This window comes from Nocardia tenerifensis NBRC 101015 (assembly GCF_000308715.1).
GTDB classification, from domain to species: domain Bacteria; phylum Actinomycetota; class Actinomycetes; order Mycobacteriales; family Mycobacteriaceae; genus Nocardia; species Nocardia tenerifensis.
In genome coordinates this window covers 15,815-36,947 of the sequence record NZ_BAGH01000007.1, presented here as the reverse complement: position 1 = coordinate 36,947, position 21,133 = coordinate 15,815, and the positions used below count along the sequence as shown (strand labels likewise).

The window sequence follows — 21,133 nt, the reverse complement described above, 5'->3', positions numbered from 1 at the left end:
TGCGGGTGGGCGGCGCGGTAGCGCTGCTGCAGTCTCGGGGAAGCGCGCCGCGAGTTCCTTGCGCAGGCGCATGGCCTCCTTGAACAGGCCGAGGGCCTGGCGCGGGTCGCGCTTGCGGTAGACGACGCCGCGTCCGTCGGCGGTGGTGACGGTGACGCCGTCGACCTGCGACAGCAGGAACCACCGCGCGTCCAGCGTCGGCACGTTGAGCTGCGGCGTCTCGTGGTGCTGCGCGTGCGCCGGGCGCACGTTGTGCACGACGCCCTTGGCCAGCCGGACCACCTTCGCGATCGGGTTCGCCGGCTCGCCGACTGCCCCCACCTCGACGTGGCTGGCCAGCGGCAGCTCGGTGGAGGAGGGCAGGATGACCGCGTCCGGGTACTGCTTGCGCAGCGCGTGCACCGCGCCGAGCGCGCTCGGCAGCAGCTGAAAAAGCCGTTCCGGGCCCGCCAGGAAGTCGCGGATGGCCAGGTTCTGGATGGCGACCGTCGAATACTCCAGGCAGAGCAGGTGTTTCAGGGTCGCCTTGATCGTGTTGACGACCATGCCGCGCCCGTTGCCCGGCAGGTGCAGCGAGGCGACGACCAGCCGGTTGCGCAGGTGGAAGTAGGCCTGCCAGTCGATCGCGTCGTCCTTGTCGCTCCACGCCATGTGCCACACCGCGGCGCCCGGCAGGGTCACCGTGGAGTAGCCGTGTGCCCGGGCGCGCAGGCCGTACTCGACGTCGTCCCACTTCAGGAACAGCGGCAGCGGCTGGCCGATCTCCTCGGCGACCCGGCGCGGGATCACGCACGTCCACCAGCCGTTGAAGTCGACGTCGATGCGCCGGTGCAACAGCTTGGAGTTGTCGCGGTCCTTGAGCGGGTGCTTGGCGAAGTCGTGGTCGTACTCGACGTTCGGCGCGGAGGTCCACATGAAGATGCCGCGGTCGACGACCTCGCCCATGCTGTGCAGGTGCGAGCGCTCCTGCAGGTTGAGCATCTGCCCGCCGACCAGCACGGGCGACTTGGCGAAGCGGGCGAAGGCCAGCGCGCGCAGGATCGAGTCCGGCTCGATCTCGATGTCGTCGTCCATGTAGACGATGTACTCGGCGTCGGTGGTCTTCAGCGCCTCGTACATCACCCGGCTGTAGCCGCCGGAGCCGCCGAGGTTGGGCTGATCGTGGATGGCGAGCCGGTCGCCCAGCGACGCGGCGGCCTCGGCGAAGCCGGGCTCGTCGACCACCTTGCGGTTGCCCTGGTCCGCGACGATCACCGCGGCGATCTTGTCCAGGACCAGCGGGTCCGAGCCAAGGGCGGCAAGGGTTTTCACCAGATCCGTCGGCCGGTTGAAGGTCGGCATGCCGACCGCGATGCTGCCCTCGTCGGACGCCTCCACCGGCGCGTACCAGCCACCGGACAACAACGTGACCGCCGTGTCGGTGGTGATGTCGAACCAGATCCAGCCGCCGTCCTCGAACGGACCCAGATCCGTCTCGAACTCGACATGCACCGACTCGGTCCCGGGCGCGACCGCGAACTCCTTGCCCTGCACATGGATTCGCGAGCCGTCCGCCTTCGAGCGGTACACGTCGACCCGCCCGTGCCCGGCCAGCTCCAGCCGCAGCACCACCGAGTCGAGGACGCTCCAGCGCCGCCAGTAACTCGCGGGCAGCGCGTTGAAGTACGTGCAGAACGACACCTCGGACTCCGCGCCGATGGACAGCGAGGTGCGGGTGGCGGCGTGCGCGCGCCTGGCGTTGGTCTTGGACTCCTCGACGTAGAGGGTGCGCACGTCCAGCGGCTCACCCGGCCGGGGCAGGATGATCCGCTGCAGCAGCGACTTCGCGCGGGTCTCGGTGGTCATGTCGGCCAAGATGGATTGGGAGGTCATTCCACACTTTCGTCAGCGAGGGGCGCGCCGGTCTCCAGGTGCGGCCGCAGCACATTGTCGAACATGCTCAGCGCACTGCCGATGGCCATGTGCATATCCAGGTACTGGTAGGTGCCGAGGCGGCCGCCGAAGAGGACCTTCTCCGTCGCGGTCTCGCGCTTGGCGAGCGCGCGGTACGCGGCCAGCTTGGCGCGGTCCTCCGGCGTGTTGATCGGGTAGTACGGTTCGTCGCCGGTCTGCGCGAAGCGCGAGAACTCGCGCATGATGACCGTCTTGTCCTTCGGGTAGTCGCGCTCCGGGTGGAAGTGGCGCGGCTCGATGATGCGGGTGAACGGCACGTCGGCGTCGTTGTAGTTCATCACCGAGGTGCCCTGGTAGTCACCGGTTTCGAGCACCTCTGTCTCGAAATCGATGGTGCGCCAGCCGAGTTCGCCCTCCTGGTAGTCGAAGTAGCGGTCCAGCGGGCCGGTGTAGACGACGGGGGCGTCCGGATTCGCGGCGCGCAGCTCGTCGCGCACGTCGAACCAGTCGGTGTTCAGCCGGACCTCGATGAGCTCGGAGGCCGCCATGTTCTCCAGCCACTTCGTGTAGCCCTCTTTGGGCAGGCCCTCGTAGGTGTCGTTGAAGTAGCGATTGTCGAAGGTGTAGCGCACCGGCAGGCGGGTGATATTGCCCGCGGGCAGTTCCTTCGGGTCGGTCTGCCACTGCTTGGCGGTGTAGTCGCGCATGAACGCCTCGTACAGCGGGCGCCCGATCAGCGAGATCGCCTTCTCCTCGAAGTTCTGCGCGTTCTTGGAGTCGACCTCCGCGGCCTGCTCGGCGATGAGCGCGCGCGCCTCGTCCGGGGTGAAGTAGCGCCCGAAGAACTGGGAGATCAGGCCGAGGCCCATCGGGAACTGGTAGGCCTGCCCCTTGTGCAGCGCGAAGACCCGGTGCTGATAGCCGGTGAACTCGGTGAACTTGGTGACGTAATCCCAGACGCGCTTGTTCGAGGTGTGGAACAGGTGCGCGCCGTACTTGTGGATCTCGATCCCGGTATCCGGATCCGGCTCCGAGTAGGCATTGCCGCCGAGGTGGTAGCGGCGATCGAGCACCAGCACGCGTTTACCGAGCTCGGTGGCGGCGCGTTCGGCGACGGTCAGCCCGAAGAAGCCGGAGCCGACGACGATCAGATCGAACTGTGCGGTGGAGTTGGCGGAGTTACCCGGGGACGATGCGACGGTCACGGGAGCCCAGAGTATCGGAAGTCCGCGCCGGGTCTGGGTGGAGTCGCGCGGCGCACGGAGCCGGGCCGGGCGCCTGGGCGTTTTCGTGTCCGGGCCATCCTTATTTCGCCGGAAGTTTGCCGAATGCGGAGGCGGCGGCAACGGTGTTCCGGTCGAATGGACGGTTCTCCGTAATCCCGCCGGTCGCCTCCGGTTGGGCACTGCTCAGCCGTGTTCCGGGAAGCCGACCTCCACCTCGACTCGGTCGCGCTCGGTGTACATCCGCCAATAGTGTTCGCCCAGTTCGTCATTGCCCATGCGGGTGATCTCGAGGTCGGCCGGGAACAGCTCCGGGTGTTCGTCGACGAGCTGTTCGGCCTTGCTGCCGCCGATGAGCGCGCCGATGTCGAGCAGGCCCGCGTATACCCCGGTGCCCTCCAGTTCGACCGCGAGTTGGCGCAGGTAACCGCGCTGCGCGGCGAGGGCGACGCCGAAATTGGACAGGAATGGCATCGGGAGCCGATCCGAGGCGCCGGAGGAGTAGAGCAGCGTGCCCTCGCCGCGCTCGATCATCGCGGGCGCGAGCGCGCGGGTCATCAGGATCGGCGAGTAGAGCTTCAGCGCGAGCGGAATGGACAGGGCGGGCACGTCGACCGCGAGGGTGGACGGGATGCGGTCGACCGGGTCGCCCGCCGCGCCGTGCATGGCGACGTCGATCCGGCCGAAGGTCGCGGTGATCCGCTCGATCGCCGCGTGGACCTGGGTCTCGTCGGTGACGTCCGCGGGGAACGCCGCGGCCTCGATTCCCTCGGCGACGAGGTCGTCCGCGTGCCGTCGCGCCTTGTCCGGCTTTCGCCCGATCACCGCCACCCGGAAGCCCTCGCGGCCGAAGCGCCGCGCGGTGCCCACGCCCAGTCCGGGTCCGTACCCGAATATCGCGATGGTCTTCGACATGCCTACCTCACTATGTTGAGCACTGGTTCAAGTTAGAGTTTCGACGGTAGCACTAACTTGAACCTATGCTCAACATATTCGATCGGCCCGATTTGTAGGATCGGCGGATGCCCGTGGACAAGCCGTTACGCAGCGACGCCCGCCGCAACCGCGACGCGCTGGTGACCGCCGCCCGCGAGGTGTTCGAGGAACGCGGCCTCGACGCGCCGCTCAAGGAGATCGCCGCCCGCGCGCGCGTGGCGATCGGCACCCTCTACAACCGCTTCCCCACCCGCGACGACCTCATCGCCGCCGCCGTCGAGGACCGCATCGAGGCGGGCGGGCGCATCGCCGAAGAGGCCCTGGCCATCGACGATCCCTGGGACTCGTTCGTCTACCTCGTCGAAAAGGTTTGTGAGCTACAGGCTTCCGATCGCCTGCTCGGCGAGCTCGCCGTCCGCGCCGCCCCGAGCGAGGCCATCGCCGCCGCCCAGGAGCACGGGCACGGCGTCATGCGCCGAATCATCACGCGCGCACAGGAATCCGGCGCGCTGCGGTCCGACTGGGTGCTCGAGGACATCGCGTTCATCACCTGGTCGCACACCAGAATCTTGGAGGCCACCGCCGCCATCGCACCCGACGCCTGGCGACGGCACCTGGCACTGACCCTCGATGGCCTGCGCGCGTCGGCCGCGCATCCGCTGCCGGTCCCGCCGATCACGGAGGATCAGCTGATGCGGTCGCTGCGCGGTCGGCCGGAGAGCAACGACTGACCGAACAGTCAGACGCGGGGGGGCTGGTAAGGCATTGGGGCAGGCGGGAATTGACTGTGCTGAGCCGTGACCGGGCGGACCGGGGTGGTCACGGTGAGCACCACAGAGACCAAGACCAGCGCCGCGCCGACAACGATCAAGACGCACGGCACGAAGCTCTCGGCGGCCAGGCCGCGGTCGCCGCCGAAGGTCACGCTGAACAGCCCGCCGACGAAAATCCAAGCGCCGCCGATGATCTCCATCGGGCGACCGGCCGGCTTGCCGACCATGCTCAACAGGTTGCCGACGACGAGGACGGCGGCCATCAGCGCCGAGATGATGAGCAGAGTTTGCAGCACGCTGTGCAGATCCGACGCCAGTTTCCAGGCTTCGTACTTGTCGTCGGTGATCTTCGGCTTGCGGATGGGGTCCGCCACCCGGAAATGCTGGAAGCCGGAGATCGAGCCGAGGCCGACCAGGGCCGCGCCGAGCCACGCCGACAGGATCGTGATCACGCCGGTCAGACCGCGGTGCACGGACGCCGGAGCCGGATTGCCCGGCCCGCCATATGGATTACTCATCGAAGCCCCCTCCTGGTACCGGCGAACCTTACCGCGTGGTCGGCGGTGGATCGAGTCGACGGAGAACGGCGGGGCGCTCGGGTTACGCGTCGGCGGTGCTGGAATCCGCTGGAGCGATAGAAGTTTCGGCTCCGTGACGGGGCGGCTGATAAGCAACCCACCGGGCGGTAGCGCGCGAAGACGACAGCAGGAAGACGACGAGCGGCACGACCGCCGCGGACAGCGACGCGATCCACTCGCGGTGCAGCAAAGCGGTCAACGTGCCGACCAGCCCCTCGAACACACCGTTGACCGCTTCGTTCGTGGATCCTTGCTTCGCCAACCAGTCGATGCCGTAGTCGGGCTGGTAGTCGGTCAGCGCGCCGACGAGGGCGAGGAGGGCGGCGACGGTCAGCACGCCCGAGGTGAGAATCAGGATGTAGCGGCCGGTTTCGTCGCGGCGCAGCAGCAGGATGGCGCCGTAGGCGAGGGCGCTTGCGGCGAGCAACGCGCCGAGCATCGAGAAGACGGCGAAGGACTTGTCGATGTGCGGGCCGTCGCGCAGGGCGCTCAGGACGGATCGCTCGCCCCACAGGTTGAACAGCGCGGCCGCCAGGGCGAGCACACCCGCGGTGGTCGCGACCACTCCGCTCGGCCCCGCGGTCGCTCGCGAACTTGCGTATGTCATTGCTCGCATGCCCCTTTCCACGCCGACGACCGGCACGCCTTCAGTATGCGTACCGGTCGTCGGTCGAGCGTGATCTACAGGTGTGTCTCGGCGTAGACGCGCATGGCGTCGCGGACGAGTTCCGCGGTCCCGGCGCCGTGGGCGTCGTAGTTCGCGGTGAATCGCGGGTCCGCGACGTACATCTCGCCGAGGCCGATGAAGGCCTGCTTCTCCACCGGCCGGCCCTGCCAGCCGATCCCGACCCAGCGGAAATGGCGCTCGGTGATCGCCTGCACCTCGTCGCTGTCCGGGGCGAGCCCGGCGGCGTGCGCCCTGCCGAAATCGGCGGCGATGTCGCGCTGGGTTTGATGGAACTCGTCTTTCTCGGCGTCGCTCAGCGAGCGCCACCAGCGGTCACCGCTCTCGTAAGCCTCCTTGCCCCAGCGTTCGATCACCTCGTCCTTGTACTGGGTGTGATCGAAGCCGTCGAAAACCTCTGCGGCCATGAGTTGTTCACCTCTCTCCGTCTTGTGCAGCGTGGTCTGCACCGACTCGATCTGGCGCCGGATCCGATCCTGTTCCTGCCGAAGCAGTTCCAGGTGCGTGCGCAGTGCGGCACCGGAGTCCCGTTGGCCCGCGAGAACTTCGGCGATGACCGGAAGGCCGAGGCCGAGTTCCCGCAGCAGCAGGATGCGTTGCAACCGCACCAGGGAGCCCTGGTCGTAGTAGCGGTAACCGTTGGCGCCGATCCGGCTCGGCGGCAGCAGCCCGAGCTGGCCGTAGTGGCGCAGCGTGCGGCTGGTGGTACCGGCCGCCTTGGCCAGATCCTGGATGGACCATTCGGTGCGCACGACCTGTTCTCCCTTCTCATCTCGTCGGTGTAACCAGCATGCAAGTTGACGCTACGTCAAGGTCAACCGCTTATTCTCGGTTCAGCGCGCGTCCGCCAAGGCCGGTGCCTGCTCCGGCACGGTCTGCTCCGGCGCGGCCGGCTTCGGCTTGCCGGCCATCTGGCCGAACACCGTGCCCGCCAGCGCGATGACCAGACCCGCCATCTGCAGCGGGCTGAGCGCCTGCCCCAACGCGATCCATCCGATCACCGCGGCCGACACGGGGCTGAGCAGGCCGAGGAAGGCGACCGAGGTGGCGGGCACCTTCGAGATGCCGCGCAGCCAGAGCCAGTAGGCCGCCGCGGTGCCGATGACGCCGATGTAGAGGTAACCGGTGATCGCACGGCCGTCCAGCGCGGGCGGCGCGCCCTCGATGAGCAGGGCGAGCGGCAGGATGAACAGGCCGCCCGCGGTGAGCTGCCAGCCGGTCATCGCCAGCGGGCCGACCCCGTCGGGCCGTCCCCACCGCTGGGTGAGCACGGTGCCCGCCGCCATGGACGCGGCGCCGGCCAGCCCCGCGAGAACGCCGACGGTATCGAGCTGCGCGTTGGCCCGCAGCACCACGAGCGCGACGCCGAAGACGCCGATCAGGCCGGCGACCACCTTGCGCCCGCTCGGCTTCTCCGCCAGCATGACCGTGGCCCAGCCGAGGGCGAACATCGGTGCGACCGCGCCCAGCACGCCGGCGACCCCGCCCGGCAGCCGGTACGCGGCGAGGAACAGCAGCGGGAAGAAGGCGCCGATATTGAGCAGGCCGAGCACCGCGGCGCGCCCGATCCACTTGCCCTTCGGCAACACCCTGGTGATGGCGAGCAGCGCGAGGCCGGCGGGCAGCGCCCGCACGAGCGCGGTGAACAGTGGCCGGTCCGGCGGCAGGAACTCCGTGGTGACGGCGTAGGTGGAGCCCCAGACGATGGGGGTGAGGGCGGTGAGCGCCAGGGTGCCCGCGTACGAGTCTCCGGTGCGCGGGGTGGTGCTTGTGGTCATGTCGTTCGCTCCTCATTGATAATCTCAACGTTGAAATATCTACACCTCGACTTGATTCAACGTCAAGTAGATCAATGTTAAGATTCTTTTGGTAGAGAGGAGTGGACATGGCGGACGCGGTGGATGTCTTCACCAAGCACTGGAACCGGGAGCGGCCCGAGGTCGACGTGTCACCGATGGCGGTGATCGGGCGCGTCCAACGGTTGTCGCGCCTGTTCGATCACGAGCTCAAGCGGTTCTTCGCCGGGTTCGGCATGGAGTTCTGGGAGTTCGACGTGCTCGCCACCCTGCGCCGATCCGGCGGCGACGAGGGGCTCACCGCGGGCGCGCTGATCAAGGTGGCCATGGTGACCTCCGGCGCGATCACCAACCGGATCGACCGGCTGGTCGCCAAGGGGTGGGTCGAGCGCATGCCGTGCCCGGAGGACCGCAGGGTGATCCGGGTCCGGCTCACCCCGGCCGGTCGGCAGATGATCGACGACGTGCTGCCCAAGCACATGGACAACGAGCGGCGCTTGCTGGCGGCGCTGAACCTGGAGTCACAGGAGCAGCTCGCCGGGTTGTTACGGACGCTGGCGGAGTCGCTCGGAGACGGTGCGCCGGACTGACCTCGACTCTTTAAGCCGTTGCTAGGCAAGCCTTTTCGGTAGACTTTGACCTAGACAAGCGCTCTCTGTCGCGTGCGCGTTCCGGTTCAGTACTTCGCGGCCACGCGTCACCCCTGAAGTGCGCCGAACTCCGACGATCCCGGTGCGAGCGGCCTTCTGGTCGCACCGCCGGAGGGAATCGGGATGACCGGGGTCGGTCGTGGCGTCGGCGTGGCGGCCGTGGTAGGCGCCAACGTGCGGCCCGGTGACGCCGACGGCGAGGCGACGCCGGACGAAGCGGTCTCGAACCCGGGCGTGTCCGCCGCCGACTGGACCGCCTCCGACATCGGTGCCGCGCCCGCATCCGCCGTCTCGAACGCCGCAGGCGCGTTGGTATTCGGCGACGCGGGGTCGGCCGACGGCCGGGCATCCGACGGGACGAATGTGCGAGGGGGCTGACCACTCGATTCGAGTGACGCCTGCGAGGGCACGTTCGGCGCCGACGGCACGCTCGCGGTCGACGAAGCCGACTCTTGCTGAGATGCAACGGCATTCGGCGAGGCAGGCTCCCGCGCCGAGGATGCGCTCACGCCGGAGCGATCGAAATCCTGCGCCGACGACCTGCCTGGATCAGATGCCACGGACTGCGGACCGGCACCGGACGGCACGGGCTCGCCTTGCCCGCCCGCTACGGGCGGCAGAGGCGCCGATGGCGCGCCTGCACCTGCCGGCACCGGCCCCGACGGCACACCCGCCCCAGCCGGCACCGGCCCCGACGGCACACCCGCCCCTGCCGGCACCGGCCCCGACGGCACACCGGCTTCGGCCTGCACCGGCACCGATGGCGCACCTGCACCTGCTGGTACCGGCGGCACTCCCACTCCAGCCTCCACCGGCCCCGACGGCGCACTCGAACCGGACGGTCCACCGAGCCCGGCCGGGTCCGGCACCAACTGCAGCAGCGTGGTGAAGTCGACGACCTGGGCGCCGAGGGTCGGCGTGGCGATGATGACACCGTTGGTGAACAGGCGATACGTTCCGGCGTGCTCCGGCAGCGACATCTCCGGGCCGAGCGGCTGACCAACCTTGCTGGCCGCGCCGCCGATCCGCCGGTACTCGACCTCGATCGGCGACTCGCCGACGGCGGCCTGTTTGCGTGGATCGAGCGGCACGTCGGGCGCGCCGGGCGCCAGGTCGCGCAGCGCGGGCCCGACCTCGAAGGTGTAGATGTCGGCGGGTTCGCCGCCGCCGGGCGCGGAGGAGTACTCCGATCGCAGGATCCGTCCGTCGCGCAGCAGCACCGTGCCCGCCGTGGACCCGACGGCGCCTGCCGCGCGCGAATCCTCTTTCGCGGTACCGGGATACACCTGGCAGTCGGTGGTGTCACAACTCTGCGCGTACGAATAACGTTGCTCGGCAAGGACATACGAGCGCGCCGCGATCGCCTGCGCGCGCAACGCCTCGACGCCGCCCTTGTCCGCCCAGTTGGCCTGCACCTCGGCCGGGACGACGCCGAGCAGATAGTCCTCCAGATCCACCCGGTTGACGGTGCGCGGCGCGCCGTTCTCCGTCGCCACACCGAGCGCGCCGCGATACGCCGAACCACCGCACAGCGTCAGGTGTTCCGCCGCGGGGCGACCGGGTTTCGGGTCGATCGGATACACCCACGGGTCCTCGGTCGCGGCCTGCCACAGCACGTCTCCGTCGCAGCCGAGCGTCACCACGACGTTCGCGCGACCGCCGGGCAGCGGGGTCAGATGCGCGGCCTGCCCGGCCGCCACCGAACGCCCGGCGACGCGCAGACCGGCGTCGGCATAGGCGTCGAGGGTGGAGTCGTCCTGGGCGGTCAGCCGGATGGCGACGGTGTTTGCCGGAACGGTGCCGAGCGTGGCGCCTGGGTAGTAGTGATGGAGGATTTTCTCCGCGGTCCAGCCCTCCTGGGCGTTCGCCAACGCGCCGAACTGGCTCATCCCGCGGCCGTGACCCGGCCCCGCGACCGTTCGATACGGCGATCCCCCCGGCCACACCCACAACACGAGCACGGCGCCGACCGTCAGCGTCGCACCGCCCGCGACCAGCGTCGAACGCCTGGCCAGCGCGGGTCTGCCTGGTCCGCGCGGCCCTCCCCGACGTGCCCCTCGACGTGCTTTGCGCGCGGCTTTTTTCCGCATTCGTGCTGCCCCCGTGCTCTGTAGTTCCGGTGCCGTCTCGCGTCGCATCCGTTCACTCCCACGGTATTCCGGGGCCGGACGGATTGGATACCTGTCGGCATGTCGTTCCCTCCGGCCGCATTCCGAGAGTTACATTCGAGCAATCACGTAATCCTCTACAAGAGGTTTAGTTATGTGACAGTTGTGACTATTGTGATCGTTGATACATCAGGAAGCAACCCTGGTTTCGCACACGATCGCTGGTTCGACCTGAATGGAGACGCTCGTGCCCTACCGCAAACCGAAACGTTCCTACGTCCTCCCGGTTGTCACCACGCTTGCGGTAGCGGCCCCGCTGGCAACGCTCACGATGAGCGACTCGCCCGACTATCGCGCCACCACCGGCACCGAACTCGCCGCCGTACCGGCGCAACTGGCCGAGGTCGTGCTGAACTCCGCGCCGGACATCGTGCTTCCGCTACGCGAACTCACCGGGCTCGATCTACCGGATCTGCATCTATCCGATCTGAGAATGCTGCCGCTACCAGCGTCGATTCCAATTCCCGATGGACTACCGCTACCGCCGGGTGTGCAACTTCCCAAGGAAATCCCGCTACCGAAGCTGAATGGCCCGAATCCGGCCACCCCCGGCCAGCAGAACACGCCCGGCCAGCCGAATTCCCTCGGACAGCCGAATTCCCCAGGACAGCCGAACATCTCCGGACAGCCGAGTATCCCCGGTCAGCCGAACATCTCCGGCCAGCCCAACATCTCCGGACAGCCCAACATCTCCGGCCAGCCCAACATCTTCGGCCAGCCCAACATCTCCGGTCAGCAGAGCGCGCCAGGACAGAACATCTCACCTGGACCGAACGCCACTCCCGGATACGGCATCGCCCCAGGACAACCACCATCACCCGCGCCGGCGACCGCGCCGAGCCAGCACAGCGTTCCGGGACAGACCGCTCAGGCGCCTACCCAATCCCCTTCCGGCGCAATCAAATTCGTCGCCGACCCCGCCCGCCTCGAACCGGGCACCACTCCCGATACGCCCGCGCTCGCACCCGGCGCGGTCCCCCCGAACCTGGCCGACCAGGTCGGCGCGCAGGTCAAGGAACTGTCCAGGAACACGCCGTTCAGCGTCGTCGCCCTCACCGGCACGGATCTGCCGAAGACCAGGACATTGCTGCGCGCTCGCCAAGCCGATGGCACCTGGGGCCCCTGGTTCAACACCGAGCCGGTGGACACCCGGCGCACCGATCGCACTGGGCCGGGCGGCAAGACCGGCACCGAGCCGCTCTACGTGGGCACCACCAACGCCGTCCAGATGCTGGTGACCCGCAAGCCCGCCCCGGCGTCGAACACCGACGTCGCCCCGGCCGTGCCCAGCTCGGACGATCCCGCGCAGCTGCCGGGCGCCGACCTGACCGCCGTCCTCATCGATCCGGGTCGCGGCGCGGTCGACGGCGTGCTGCAGAAGGTCGCCGCGCCCGCGCCCGGCGGCGGGCCCAAGGTGATCACCCGCGAGGGCTGGGGCGCCGACGAGAGCATCCGCTGCGAGGAGCCGACCTACGACGACGGACCGGGCAAGGACGGGCTCGGCGGCATCACCGTGCACCACACGGCCGGACGCAACGACTACACCCCGGAGGAGTCCGCGGGCATCGTCCGCGCGATCTACACCTATCACGCGCAGACGCTGGGCTGGTGCGACATCGGCTACAACGCGCTGGTCGACAAGTACGGCCAGGTCTTCGAGGGTCGCGCGGGCGGGCTCGACCGCGCGGTGCAGGGCGCGCACGCGGGCGGCTTCAACGAGAACACCGCGGGCATCGCGCTCATGGGCAACTACACCTCCGAGCAGCCCACCGAGGAGTCGATCCAGGCGATCGGCGACTTCATCGGCTGGCGCGCCAAGATCGCGCACCTCGACCCGACCGGCTACACCACGATGTACTCCGAGGGCACCGAGTACACCTCCTACGCCCTCGGCCAGGCGGTGAAGCTGCCGATCGTGTTCGCCCACCGCGACGTCGGCAACACGACCTGCCCCGGCGACGCCGCCTACGAGATGATGGATCGAATCCGCGAGATCGCCGCGAGTGTCGCGGGCGGGTCAGGCGGCACGACCAGCACCGACACCGCGGTGAACGACGGCGCGGGAACCGAGGGCGCCACCCAGAGCACGCCTCCGCAGGGCGCGGCCCCGAAGACCACGCCGCGCAACAAGCCCGACCTCGCCGCGCTGGCCGCGCTCACCAAGAAGCTGCTCAGCATGGTGAACGAGAACGCCATCGCCCGGCACTGGGCCGATCGCGGCGGCCCGAACGGACCGCTCGGCGGGGCGCAGTCCGAGCCGTTGCCGGCCGCGCAGGGTCAGCAGTACGCGAAGTTCGTCAACGGGTACGCCTATACCGCGCCCGACGGCAAGGTCGTCGAGGTGCTCGGCGCGATCCTCGATCGCTTCCTGCAGCTGGGCGGCGACGCGGGCGTCCTCGGCCTGCCGACCAGCGACACCTACACCGTGCCGAACGGTCAGCGCGCCGACTTCCAGAACGGCTCGCTGATTCTCAACCAGGCGACCGGCATCGTCACCACGGTGTGGAAGACCTACAACGACACCTATCAGCAGAACGCCGGGCACAGCGCACCCGCCGCTCCGGCACCCGCTCCAGGCCCGCCTCCGGCCGAATCCGGCACTCCCGCGGTCGCTCCCGGGCCGGCTGAATCTCCGGCTCCGGCAGACGTTCCCGCACCTGATCCGGCCGAACACCCCGCACCGCAACCGGATTCGCTCCAGTACCCGGCTCCCGACGACTTCCTGCCTGCACCCGCCCCGGAACCGGCGGGCTGAGCCACCCGCTCAGAGCCACCAGCGTTCGAGGACGCGGGCTACGCCGTCGTCGGAGTTGGATTCGGCGACCTCGTCGGCGGCGGCCTTCGCCTCCGGGTGCGCGTTGGCCATCGCCACGCCGTGGCCGGCCATGGTGAGCATCGGGACGTCGTTGGGCATGTCGCCGAAGGCGACGATGTTCGCGGACTCGACGCCGAGGCGTTGCGCGACGGTCGCCAGGCCGGACGCCTTGGTGACGCCGGGGGCCGACAGTTCGATCAGGCCGTGCTCGGTGGAGAAGGTGATGTCGGCGCGGGCGCCGAGCAGCGGGGCGAGCACCGTGTACATGTCCGAGCTGCGCGCGCCGGGCAGGCGGATCAGCATCTTGATCGCCGGGGCGTCGATGACCTCGTGCCTGGCGACCGTGGTGTCGTCCGGATTCAGCCAGGCGTGCTCGTACAGCGGCGAACTCACGAACTGCGGGGTGACCGCGTCGTGCGCGCTCTCGCCGACCCGCTCGGCCGCGAGGCCGCAGCCGGGCAGCGCCCGCTCGGCCAGGTCGGCGATCCAGGACAGGGTCGGCACGTCCAAGGTCATGCTGGCCAGTACCCGGTCGGTGGCGCTGTCGTAGATGACCGCCCCGTTGCCGCACACACACAGCGGCGCGTAGCCGAGCCCGTCGACGACCGGGTCGATCCAGCGCGGCGGGCGACCGGTGGCGAGCACGAACGGCACACCGTCGCCGATCAGCGCGTCCACCGCGGCCTTGGTGCGCGCGGAGACCCGCTCGTCGTGATCGATGAGGGTGCCGTCGACATCGGACGCCACCATCTTCGGCTTGGGCAGGTGCAGGAGGGTCACCTATTCCATCCTGCCGGACAACCGTCTCGAAGTGGCGGGTGTATCGCCAGGAAGTGCGACCGGTCCGGTTATTACGAGACCGCACAGGTTATCTAATAGCGACTGACTATGACTCCGGCTGCCGCCGGATCGTCTCGTCCCCGGGCTTCGCCAGGGCCGGCGGCATCGAAGAGGGTGGGCGTAGGACTGTTTCGTCGTTGCGGCCGATGGCGGCGGGCGCGTTCCCGGCGGCTTGCGGCTCGGCAGGCGACCACGCGCCGTTGTCAGGCGCGGCGACCGCATCCGACGGCGCGCCCCAGACCGCAGGTGTCGGTGGCTGTCCATCGAGCAGGCCCGGTGCTGCGGCACCTGGTTGCGCATTTTGTGTGGTCAGCGACGGCCCCGGCACTGAGGCGTCCGGTGCGGGTGGAGCCCACGCGCCCTGCGGAGCGAACGTGGGCGGCCAGGAAGGGCCGGGTTGCCCAGCGGCTCCGGGCTGTCCCCACCCGGCTTGCGGTGTGGGGAAACCGGCTTGCTGCGCGGAGACCGGTGGTTGGGCATCGACTCCCGGCCAGGCTGGAACACCTTGGGGGAACCCGGGATTGGCGTAATACGGTGGCGGCACCATCGCGGGCGTATGCGCCAGCCAGCGGCTCGTCGCGGGGAGCAGGACGAGAATCGCCGTGGCCACCGGGAAGATAAGGCCGAGCAGGCCGCCGATGCCGCCGCTGATCACGGACGTGCTGTCGTAGGAGTCGAGCATGGTCTGGGTGAGCACCAGCCCCACGATCCCCGCCACGACGACCACCGCACAGCCGACGGCGACGAGCACCCGCCCGAACGACTTCCTGCTGAACAACCCCACCCCGCCGACGCCGAGCAGCACCGCCGCCACCAGCCCGACGACCCCGAGCACGATGGTGAACGTGTGATACCACCCGCTCGTCAACGGTCCATCGAGGCCGAAGACCTCCCAGCCGATGATCCCGATCGCCAAATCGGCGAGCCCGCCGAACAATTCACCGACGGCGCCCACACAGGCCAGCACCCCCGCGGTGATCGCGGTCGCCCCGCTCGGCGCCTGCGTCGCGGCCGGGTAAGCCGGATAAGGCTGGTACCCACCGGGATATTGCGGATAGTTCATGACTCCCCCTTCGACGCGTCGAAACGACCGCGCTCGCGTGTGCCGCAAGAATAAAGGACATGCCCGAGGACCGCGTGACACGCGCGTCCGGGTCTTCGTCCTTATGATCAGGGGCTAACACTCGACGCTGGTCCACCCAGCCGAAAGACCACGAGGACTGATGACCGGCTTCCTGCTACGACGCGCGCTTCACTATGTCGTGCTGTTGCTGCTGGCGTCGTTTCTGACCTTCAGCCTGGCGTCGCTGACGTTTCGCCCGCTGGACAGTCTGGAACAGCGCAATCCGCGCCCGCCACAGGCGGTGATCGACGCCAAGGCCGAGGAGTTACACCTCAACGACCCGATCCCGCAGCGCTATATCACCTGGCTGAAGGGGATTCCGCAAGGGGATTTCGGCAAGACCCTGGCCGGGCAGCCGGTGAGCGAGGAACTGCCGCGCCGGGTCGCGGTGAGTCTGCGGCTGCTGATCATCGGTTCGCTCGTCGGCACGGTGCTCGGCGTCTTGATCGGCGCGGCCGGAGCGATCCGGCAATACAAATTCAGTGACTACTTCACCACGGTCATCGCGCTGCTCGTGCTGAGCACCCCGGTGTTCCTGTTGGCGACACTGTTGAAATACGGTGCGCTGGAAATCAATTCGCTCACCGGCTCGCAGATATTCCTCTATACCGGCGAGACGTCGGCGAATCGGATCGACGGATTCTGGCCGCAACTGCTCGACCGGCTCCAGCACCTGGTGCTGCCGACGACCGGTCTCGCGCTCGGCGGCATGGCGGGCTACAGCCGATACCAGCGCAACGCGATGCTCGACGTGCTGCAGAGCGATTTCATTCGCACCGCCCGCGCCAAGGGCCTGACCCGAAGCAAAGCGTTGTACAAGCACGGCCTGCGCACCGCGTTGATCCCGATGGCGACGCTGTTCGCCTACAGCCTGCTCGGCTTGATCACCGGCGCGACCTTCACCGAGAAAATCTTCGGGTGGCACGGCGTCGGCGAGTGGCTGGTCGACTCGATCAACGCCCAGGATCTGTACGTGGTGGTCACGGTGACCGCGTTCGCCGGACTGGTGGTACTGGTCTCCGGCCTGCTCTCCGACGTAGTGCTGGCGATTCTCGACCCGCGGGTGCGTGTGCGATGAGCGAGTCGATCATGAATACAGCACCGTGCGGCGAGACGAGGGTGCGGTCATGACCGACGCCGAGATCATCGTCCAGGGGGCGCCCGAGCCCGCCGCCGCGGGCCGCAGCAAGCTGGTCCTGCGCCGATTCCTGCGCAACACGCCCGCGGTGGTCGGCGCGGTGATCTTGATCCTGCTCTTCGTCGCGAGCTTCGCGCTGCCGCCGCTGCTGAAGTACGACTACCAGCAGCTCGACTACACCGCGCTGCTGAAACCGCCGAGCGGCAAGCATCCCTTCGGCACCACCCAGATCGGACAGGATGTGCTCGCGCAGACTCTGCGCGGGATGCAGAAGTCGCTGGTGATCGGCCTGTGCGTCGCGCTGTTCTCCACCACCATCGCCGCGACGGCGGGGGCGACGGCCGGGCTGCTCGGCGGCTGGACCGACCGCGCGGTCATGTGGCTGGTCGACCTGCTGCTCGTCGTGCCCAGCTTCATCATCGTCGCGATCTTCGCGCCGCGGACCAAGGGCAGCGGCTCGATTCTGCTGCTGATCCTGTTGCTCAGCGTGTTCGGCTGGATGATCAGCGCGCGCATCGTGCGCGGCCTGACGCTCAGCCTGCGCGACCGCGAATTCGTCAGGGCCGCACGGTATATGGGCGCGCCCACGCGCACCGTGATCGTCAGCCACATCCTGCCGAACATCGCCTCGATCCTGATCATCGACACCACGCTCGCGGTCGGCTCCGCGATCATGGCCGAGACCGGGCTCAGCTTCCTCGGTTTCGGTGTGCAGCCGCCGGACGTCTCGCTCGGCTCGCTCATCGCGGCCGGCACCAAGTCGGCACTGACCTACCCGTGGCTGTTCCTGTTCGCCGGCGGCCTGCTGATCACCATCGTGCTGTGCGCCAACCTGGTCGGTGACGGACTGCGCGACGCGTTCGATCCCGGCGCCAAGCGGGCCCGTTCCAAGAAGAAGGCAAAGGTATGACGGGCGCCAACTCCACCGCGCCGCTGCTGGAGGTCACCGACCTGCGCGTCTCGTTCCCCAGCGAGGAGGGCCGCATCGAGGCCGTGCGCGGTGTCGACTACACCGTCTCCGACGGCGAGGTGCTCGCCATCGTCGGCGAGTCCGGCTCCGGCAAGTCGGTGTCGTCGCTCGCGGTGATGGGCCTGCTGCCCGAGCAGGCGCGCGTCGGCGGCTCGATCCGGCTGCGCGGACGCGAGCTGCTCGGCCTCGGCGACCGTGAATTGTCCAGGCTGCGTGGCAGTTCCATCAGCATGGTGTTCCAGGACCCGCTCTCGGCGTTGACCCCGGTGTACCGGGTCGGCGAGCAGATCGCCGAGGCCCTGCTGGCCCACGGCGACCTGAGCAGGGCGGAGGCGGCGGCCAAAGCGGTCGAGCTGCTCGGCCTGGTCGGCATCGACGAGCCCGAGTTGCGCGCCAAGGCTTTCCCGCACGAGTTCTCCGGCGGCATGCGCCAGCGCGTGGTCATCGCCATGGCGATCGCCAACGATCCCGCGCTGATCATCTGCGACGAGCCGACCACCGCGCTCGATGTCACCGTGCAGAAGCAGATCCTGAACCTGCTGCGCAAGGCGCGCGACATCACCGGCGCCGGCGTCATCATGATCACCCACGACATGGGCATCGCGGCCACCCTGGCCGACCGGGTCGCGGTCATGTACGCCGGGAAGATCGTCGAAACCGCCACCACCGCCGAGCTTTTCAGCGCGCCGCGGATGCCGTACACGGTGGGCCTGCTCGGCTCCATCCCGCGGATGGACCGCCCGCCCCGTCAGCCGCTGATCCCCATCGTCGGGGCGCCGCCCGCCATGCACGCGCTGCCGCCCGGCTGCTCGTTCGCGCCGCGCTGCCCGATCTCGATCGCCGACTGCCGCGCCGCCGAGCCGCCGTTGGAGAAGACCAACCCCGGTCACGCCGCCGCCTGCATCCGCACCGCGGAGGTCGGCACCGACGGATTGTTCGAGGCCTACCGGCAGGAGGTCGCCGAGCCGAGTGCCGAGGCCGCGGTCAGTGACCAAGTGGTGCTGCGGGTCTCGGAGCTGGTGAAGACCTTCCCCATCACGTCGGGCATCCTGTTCAAGCGCCGCAAGGGCGAGATCCGCGCGGTCGACGGCATCAGCTTCGAGGTACGCACGGGCCGCACGCTGGCCCTGGTCGGCGAGTCCGGCTCCGGGAAATCGACCACGCTCACCCAGATTCTCGACCTGGTCCGCCCCGAGTCGGGCAGCATCGAGATCCTCGGCAGCGACGTCGCGACCCTGACCAAGGCGCGTAAGCGCGAGATCCGCAGGAAGATGCAGATCGTCTTCCAGGACCCCACCGCGTCCCTCGATCCGCGGCTGCCCATCTTCGACGCCATCGCCGAGCCGCTGCGCATCGACGGCCGCTCACGCGAGGAGATCGGCCGCCGGGTGCCCGCGCTGCTCGAACAGGTCGGCCTGCGCCGCGAGCACGCCGAACGCTACCCCGCCGACTTCTCCGGCGGCCAGAAGCAGCGCATCAGCATCGCCCGCGCCCTCGCGCTCGACCCGGAGATCCTCGTGCTCGACGAGCCCGTCTCCTCACTGGACGTCTCCATCCAGGCCGGCGTCCTGAACCTGCTGCGCGACCTGCAACTCGAGCGCGGCCTGTCCTACCTCTTCGTCTCCCACGACCTATCCGTGGTCCGCAACCTCGCCCACGACATCGCCGTGATGTACCGCGGCCAGATCGTCGAATCCGGCCCCGCGGAACAGATTTTCGCCGACCCTCGACATGAGTACACGCGGGCACTGATCGACGCGGTGCCCGTGCCGGCCGTCAGCCGATAGAACCGGATTTGTGAAGTAACTACGCAGCACCCTGCGAGAAGGAGCGGACCATGCGGATTCGTTCAGTGACAACGCGAATGGCGATTCCGCTGCTCGCCATCGGCCTGATCGTGGGCGGATGTAGTTCCGACGACAGCGGTGCACCGGCCGGTTCGACGGACGCGCTCGGCACCACCAACGACATCAATCCGAAGGATGTCAGTGAGTTGCGTGACGGCGGAAACCTGCGTCTCGCGCTGAGTTCGTTTCCGCAGAACTGGAACGGTCTACACAACGACGGCAATGACGCCGACACGGCGGCGCTGCTGCGACCGGTGATGCCCCGCAGCTTCAAAACCAACGCGGCAGCGGAGCTTTCGGTGAACACCGACTACTTCACCGATGTCCAGCTGACCAATACCAGCCCTCAGCAGGTCACCTACACGATCAATCCCAAGGCCGTCTGGTCCGACGGCAGTCCGATCACCTGGGAAGACATCCAATCCCAGGCGAAGGCACTCAGCGGCGCGGACAAGTCCTTCCTGATCGCCATCAGCAATGGGTTCGACCGGGTAGAAAAGGTCGAACGTGGTGTCGATGATCGACAGGCAGTCATCACCTTCAGCAAGCACTATGCCGACTGGCGGGGGCAGTTCTCGGGCAACGCGTTTCTTTTCCCGAAGTCGGTCACCGCTACCCCCGAGGCGTTCAACAAGAGCCAGTTGCAAGGCCTCACGTTGTCGGCGGGCCCGTTCATCGTCCAGTCCGTCGACCGGGCACAGGGTCGCATCGTCCTCGGCCACAATCCGAAGTGGTGGGGTGACAACCCGAAGCTCGACACACTCACCTTCAGTGTCCTCGACAACTCGGCCTTGCTGCCCGCGCTGCAGAACAATGAGATCGACGCAGTCGGCTTGGCGAGCAGGGACGAGGTGAAGACGGCGCGCAATACGCCGGGAATCGCTATCCGGCGCGCACCGGGTAACAGCTGGTCGCACTTCACTTTCAACGGTGCGCCGGGCTCGCTGCTCGCCGACGCCGGGGTGCGCGTCGCCATCTCGAAGGCGATCGATCGCCAAGCCATCGCCACCGCGATTCAGAACGGGCTGGTGGAGAACCCGACGCCACTGAACAATCACATTTATCTGAAGGGTCAGGCCGGCTATCAGGACAACAGCCTGCCCTTCGATCCGGATGCGGCGGCCAAGGAACTCGACGCGCTCGGCTGGAAGCTCAACGGCGATGTCCGCGAGAAAGACGGCCGAAAACTGGAGATCCGTGACGTGATGTACAACCAGGACGTCTGGGTGCAGATGGCGCAGATCATCCAGCAGAACCTCGCGAGGATCGGCGTGAAGCTGAACATCGAAACCAAGCCGGGCACCGGCCTTTTCACCGATGTCATCCAGCCGGGCAATTTCGACGTCGGACAGTGGACCTGGGTGGGTGACCCGTTCCCACTCAGCAGCATGTCCCAGATCTGGGGCTACAACCCGGACGATCTGCAGGGCAACTATGGCCGAATCGGCTCACCCGAACTCAACAACCTCATCGAACAGACCATTTCGGAACTCGATCCCAAGAAGGCCATCGAACTGGCCAACCAGGTGGACCGTAAGGTCTTCGAGGAAGGGCACTCGCTACCGCTCATGCAATCTCCGGGCAATGTCGCTGTTCGCGACAATCTCGCGAACTTCGGTGCGGCGGGCATGGCGTCCTACGACTACACCAAGATCGGGTTCCTGAAGTGACTACGCAGCTTGTCTGCTGAAAGGAGCG

General features: G+C 68.1%; 16 protein-coding genes and 1 pseudogene. 7 read left to right on the top strand and 10 right to left on the bottom strand.

Features of this window, described 5'->3' with window-relative positions; all coding sequences use genetic code 11:
* The 3 genes and pseudogenes from ON39_RS00565 to ON39_RS00555 form a co-directional block, all read right to left on the bottom strand.
* Positions 1–1,872: pseudogene (locus ON39_RS00565) on the bottom strand (glycosyltransferase); the annotation flags it as partial.
* Positions 1,869–3,098 carry a UDP-galactopyranose mutase gene (glf, locus tag ON39_RS00560; protein WP_040729403.1) on the bottom strand — a complete coding sequence of 410 codons (1,230 nt, stop codon included), beginning with the start codon at positions 3,096–3,098 and terminating at the stop codon, positions 1,869–1,871. The gene glf and the pseudogene ON39_RS00565, both read right to left, overlap by 4 nt.
* A gap of 204 nt (positions 3,099–3,302) precedes the next feature.
* On the bottom strand, positions 3,303–4,031 hold the full coding sequence (locus ON39_RS00555; protein ID WP_040729401.1) for an SDR family NAD(P)-dependent oxidoreductase: 729 nt from the start codon (positions 4,029–4,031) through the stop codon (positions 3,303–3,305).
* A 107-nt stretch (positions 4,032–4,138) separates the two neighbouring features.
* Between ON39_RS00555 and ON39_RS00550 the strand changes: the two genes are divergently transcribed.
* On the top strand, positions 4,139–4,783 hold the full coding sequence (locus ON39_RS00550) for a TetR/AcrR family transcriptional regulator (protein ID WP_040729400.1): 645 nt from the start codon (positions 4,139–4,141) through the stop codon (positions 4,781–4,783).
* 8 nt (positions 4,784–4,791) lie between these two features.
* On the opposite strand, the gene ON39_RS00545 is transcribed toward ON39_RS00550, so the two are convergent.
* The 4 genes from ON39_RS00545 to ON39_RS00530 form a co-directional block, all read right to left on the bottom strand.
* Complete coding sequence (locus ON39_RS00545) at positions 4,792–5,343, bottom strand: hypothetical protein (protein WP_146251170.1); 552 nt, start codon at positions 5,341–5,343, stop codon at positions 4,792–4,794.
* Between the two features lie 82 nt (positions 5,344–5,425).
* Positions 5,426–6,010, bottom strand: coding sequence for a hypothetical protein (locus ON39_RS00540; RefSeq protein ID WP_146251169.1), 585 nt, complete (start codon positions 6,008–6,010; stop codon positions 5,426–5,428).
* A gap of 74 nt (positions 6,011–6,084) precedes the next feature.
* The gene (locus ON39_RS00535; protein ID WP_040729394.1) at positions 6,085–6,840 is read right to left on the bottom strand and encodes a MerR family transcriptional regulator; all 756 of its coding nucleotides are present in this window, start codon (positions 6,838–6,840) and stop codon (positions 6,085–6,087) included.
* Positions 6,841–6,921: 81 nt separating this feature from the next.
* A complete protein-coding gene (locus ON39_RS00530) occupies positions 6,922–7,866 on the bottom strand; it encodes an EamA family transporter (RefSeq protein WP_051186131.1) in 945 nt (314 codons plus the stop codon).
* 107 nt (positions 7,867–7,973) lie between these two features.
* On the opposite strand from ON39_RS00530, the gene ON39_RS00525 reads away from it, so the two are divergent.
* Positions 7,974–8,474, top strand: coding sequence for a MarR family winged helix-turn-helix transcriptional regulator (locus ON39_RS00525; protein WP_040729392.1), 501 nt, complete (start codon positions 7,974–7,976; stop codon positions 8,472–8,474).
* A gap of 107 nt (positions 8,475–8,581) precedes the next feature.
* Here ON39_RS00525 and ON39_RS48075 read toward each other — a convergent pair whose 3' ends face one another.
* Entirely contained in the window at positions 8,582–10,423 is a 1,842-nt protein-coding gene (locus tag ON39_RS48075) for a SpoIID/LytB domain-containing protein (protein ID WP_246002962.1), read from the bottom strand.
* A 454-nt stretch (positions 10,424–10,877) separates the two neighbouring features.
* On the opposite strand from ON39_RS48075, the gene ON39_RS00515 reads away from it, so the two are divergent.
* Positions 10,878–13,457 (top strand): N-acetylmuramoyl-L-alanine amidase, encoded by a 2,580-nt coding sequence (locus ON39_RS00515; protein ID WP_040729390.1) that lies wholly within the window; start codon positions 10,878–10,880, stop codon positions 13,455–13,457.
* A 9-nt stretch (positions 13,458–13,466) separates the two neighbouring features.
* On the opposite strand, the gene ON39_RS00510 is transcribed toward ON39_RS00515, so the two are convergent.
* Together ON39_RS00510 and ON39_RS45520 are read right to left on the bottom strand one after the other, a co-directional pair.
* The gene (locus ON39_RS00510; protein WP_040729416.1) at positions 13,467–14,267 is read right to left on the bottom strand and encodes a Cof-type HAD-IIB family hydrolase; all 801 of its coding nucleotides are present in this window, start codon (positions 14,265–14,267) and stop codon (positions 13,467–13,469) included.
* Between the two features lie 136 nt (positions 14,268–14,403).
* A complete protein-coding gene (locus tag ON39_RS45520; protein ID WP_051186129.1) occupies positions 14,404–15,420 on the bottom strand; it encodes a hypothetical protein in 1,017 nt (338 codons plus the stop codon).
* 160 nt (positions 15,421–15,580) lie between these two features.
* On the opposite strand from ON39_RS45520, the gene ON39_RS00500 reads away from it, so the two are divergent.
* The 4 genes from ON39_RS00500 to ON39_RS00485 are packed head-to-tail and all read left to right on the top strand — an operon-like array spanning position 15,581 to position 21,105.
* Positions 15,581–16,558 (top strand): ABC transporter permease, encoded by a 978-nt coding sequence (locus tag ON39_RS00500; RefSeq protein WP_040729388.1) that lies wholly within the window; start codon positions 15,581–15,583, stop codon positions 16,556–16,558.
* Positions 16,559–16,607: 49 nt separating this feature from the next.
* Positions 16,608–17,528 (top strand): ABC transporter permease, encoded by a 921-nt coding sequence (locus tag ON39_RS00495; RefSeq protein WP_040729414.1) that lies wholly within the window; start codon positions 16,608–16,610, stop codon positions 17,526–17,528.
* Positions 17,525–19,375, top strand: coding sequence for an ABC transporter ATP-binding protein (locus ON39_RS00490; RefSeq protein WP_040729386.1), 1,851 nt, complete (start codon positions 17,525–17,527; stop codon positions 19,373–19,375). The genes ON39_RS00495 and ON39_RS00490 overlap by 4 nt, the downstream gene beginning before the upstream one ends.
* 50 nt (positions 19,376–19,425) lie before the next feature.
* The gene (locus ON39_RS00485) at positions 19,426–21,105 is read left to right on the top strand and encodes an ABC transporter family substrate-binding protein (RefSeq protein ID WP_040729384.1); all 1,680 of its coding nucleotides are present in this window, start codon (positions 19,426–19,428) and stop codon (positions 21,103–21,105) included.
* The last annotated feature ends 28 nt before the right edge of the window (positions 21,106–21,133 follow it).

What these genes read in the sequence shown, in the direction of transcription:
- ON39_RS00555 (WP_040729401.1), bottom strand. Translation starts at nt 4,031, where the DNA reads ATGTCGAAGACCATCGCGATATTCGGGTACGGACCCGGACTGGGCGTG.
- ON39_RS00550 (WP_040729400.1), top strand. Translation starts at nt 4,139, where the DNA reads ATGCCCGTGGACAAGCCGTTACGCAGCGACGCCCGCCGCAACCGCGAC.
- ON39_RS00545 (WP_146251170.1), bottom strand. Translation starts at nt 5,343, where the DNA reads ATGAGTAATCCATATGGCGGGCCGGGCAATCCGGCTCCGGCGTCCGTG.
- ON39_RS00540 (WP_146251169.1), bottom strand. Translation starts at nt 6,010, where the DNA reads ATGACATACGCAAGTTCGCGAGCGACCGCGGGGCCGAGCGGAGTGGTC.
- ON39_RS00530 (WP_051186131.1), bottom strand. Translation starts at nt 7,866, where the DNA reads ATGACCACAAGCACCACCCCGCGCACCGGAGACTCGTACGCGGGCACC.
- ON39_RS00525 (WP_040729392.1), top strand. Translation starts at nt 7,974, where the DNA reads ATGGCGGACGCGGTGGATGTCTTCACCAAGCACTGGAACCGGGAGCGG.
- ON39_RS48075 (WP_246002962.1), bottom strand. Translation starts at nt 10,423, where the DNA reads ATGAGCCAGTTCGGCGCGTTGGCGAACGCCCAGGAGGGCTGGACCGCG.
- ON39_RS00515 (WP_040729390.1), top strand. Translation starts at nt 10,878, where the DNA reads ATGGAGACGCTCGTGCCCTACCGCAAACCGAAACGTTCCTACGTCCTC.
- ON39_RS00510 (WP_040729416.1), bottom strand. Translation starts at nt 14,267, where the DNA reads ATGGTGGCGTCCGATGTCGACGGCACCCTCATCGATCACGACGAGCGG.
- ON39_RS45520 (WP_051186129.1), bottom strand. Translation starts at nt 15,420, where the DNA reads ATGAACTATCCGCAATATCCCGGTGGGTACCAGCCTTATCCGGCTTAC.
- ON39_RS00500 (WP_040729388.1), top strand. Translation starts at nt 15,581, where the DNA reads ATGACCGGCTTCCTGCTACGACGCGCGCTTCACTATGTCGTGCTGTTG.
- ON39_RS00495 (WP_040729414.1), top strand. Translation starts at nt 16,608, where the DNA reads ATGACCGACGCCGAGATCATCGTCCAGGGGGCGCCCGAGCCCGCCGCC.
- ON39_RS00490 (WP_040729386.1), top strand. Translation starts at nt 17,525, where the DNA reads ATGACGGGCGCCAACTCCACCGCGCCGCTGCTGGAGGTCACCGACCTG.
- ON39_RS00485 (WP_040729384.1), top strand. Translation starts at nt 19,426, where the DNA reads ATGCGGATTCGTTCAGTGACAACGCGAATGGCGATTCCGCTGCTCGCC.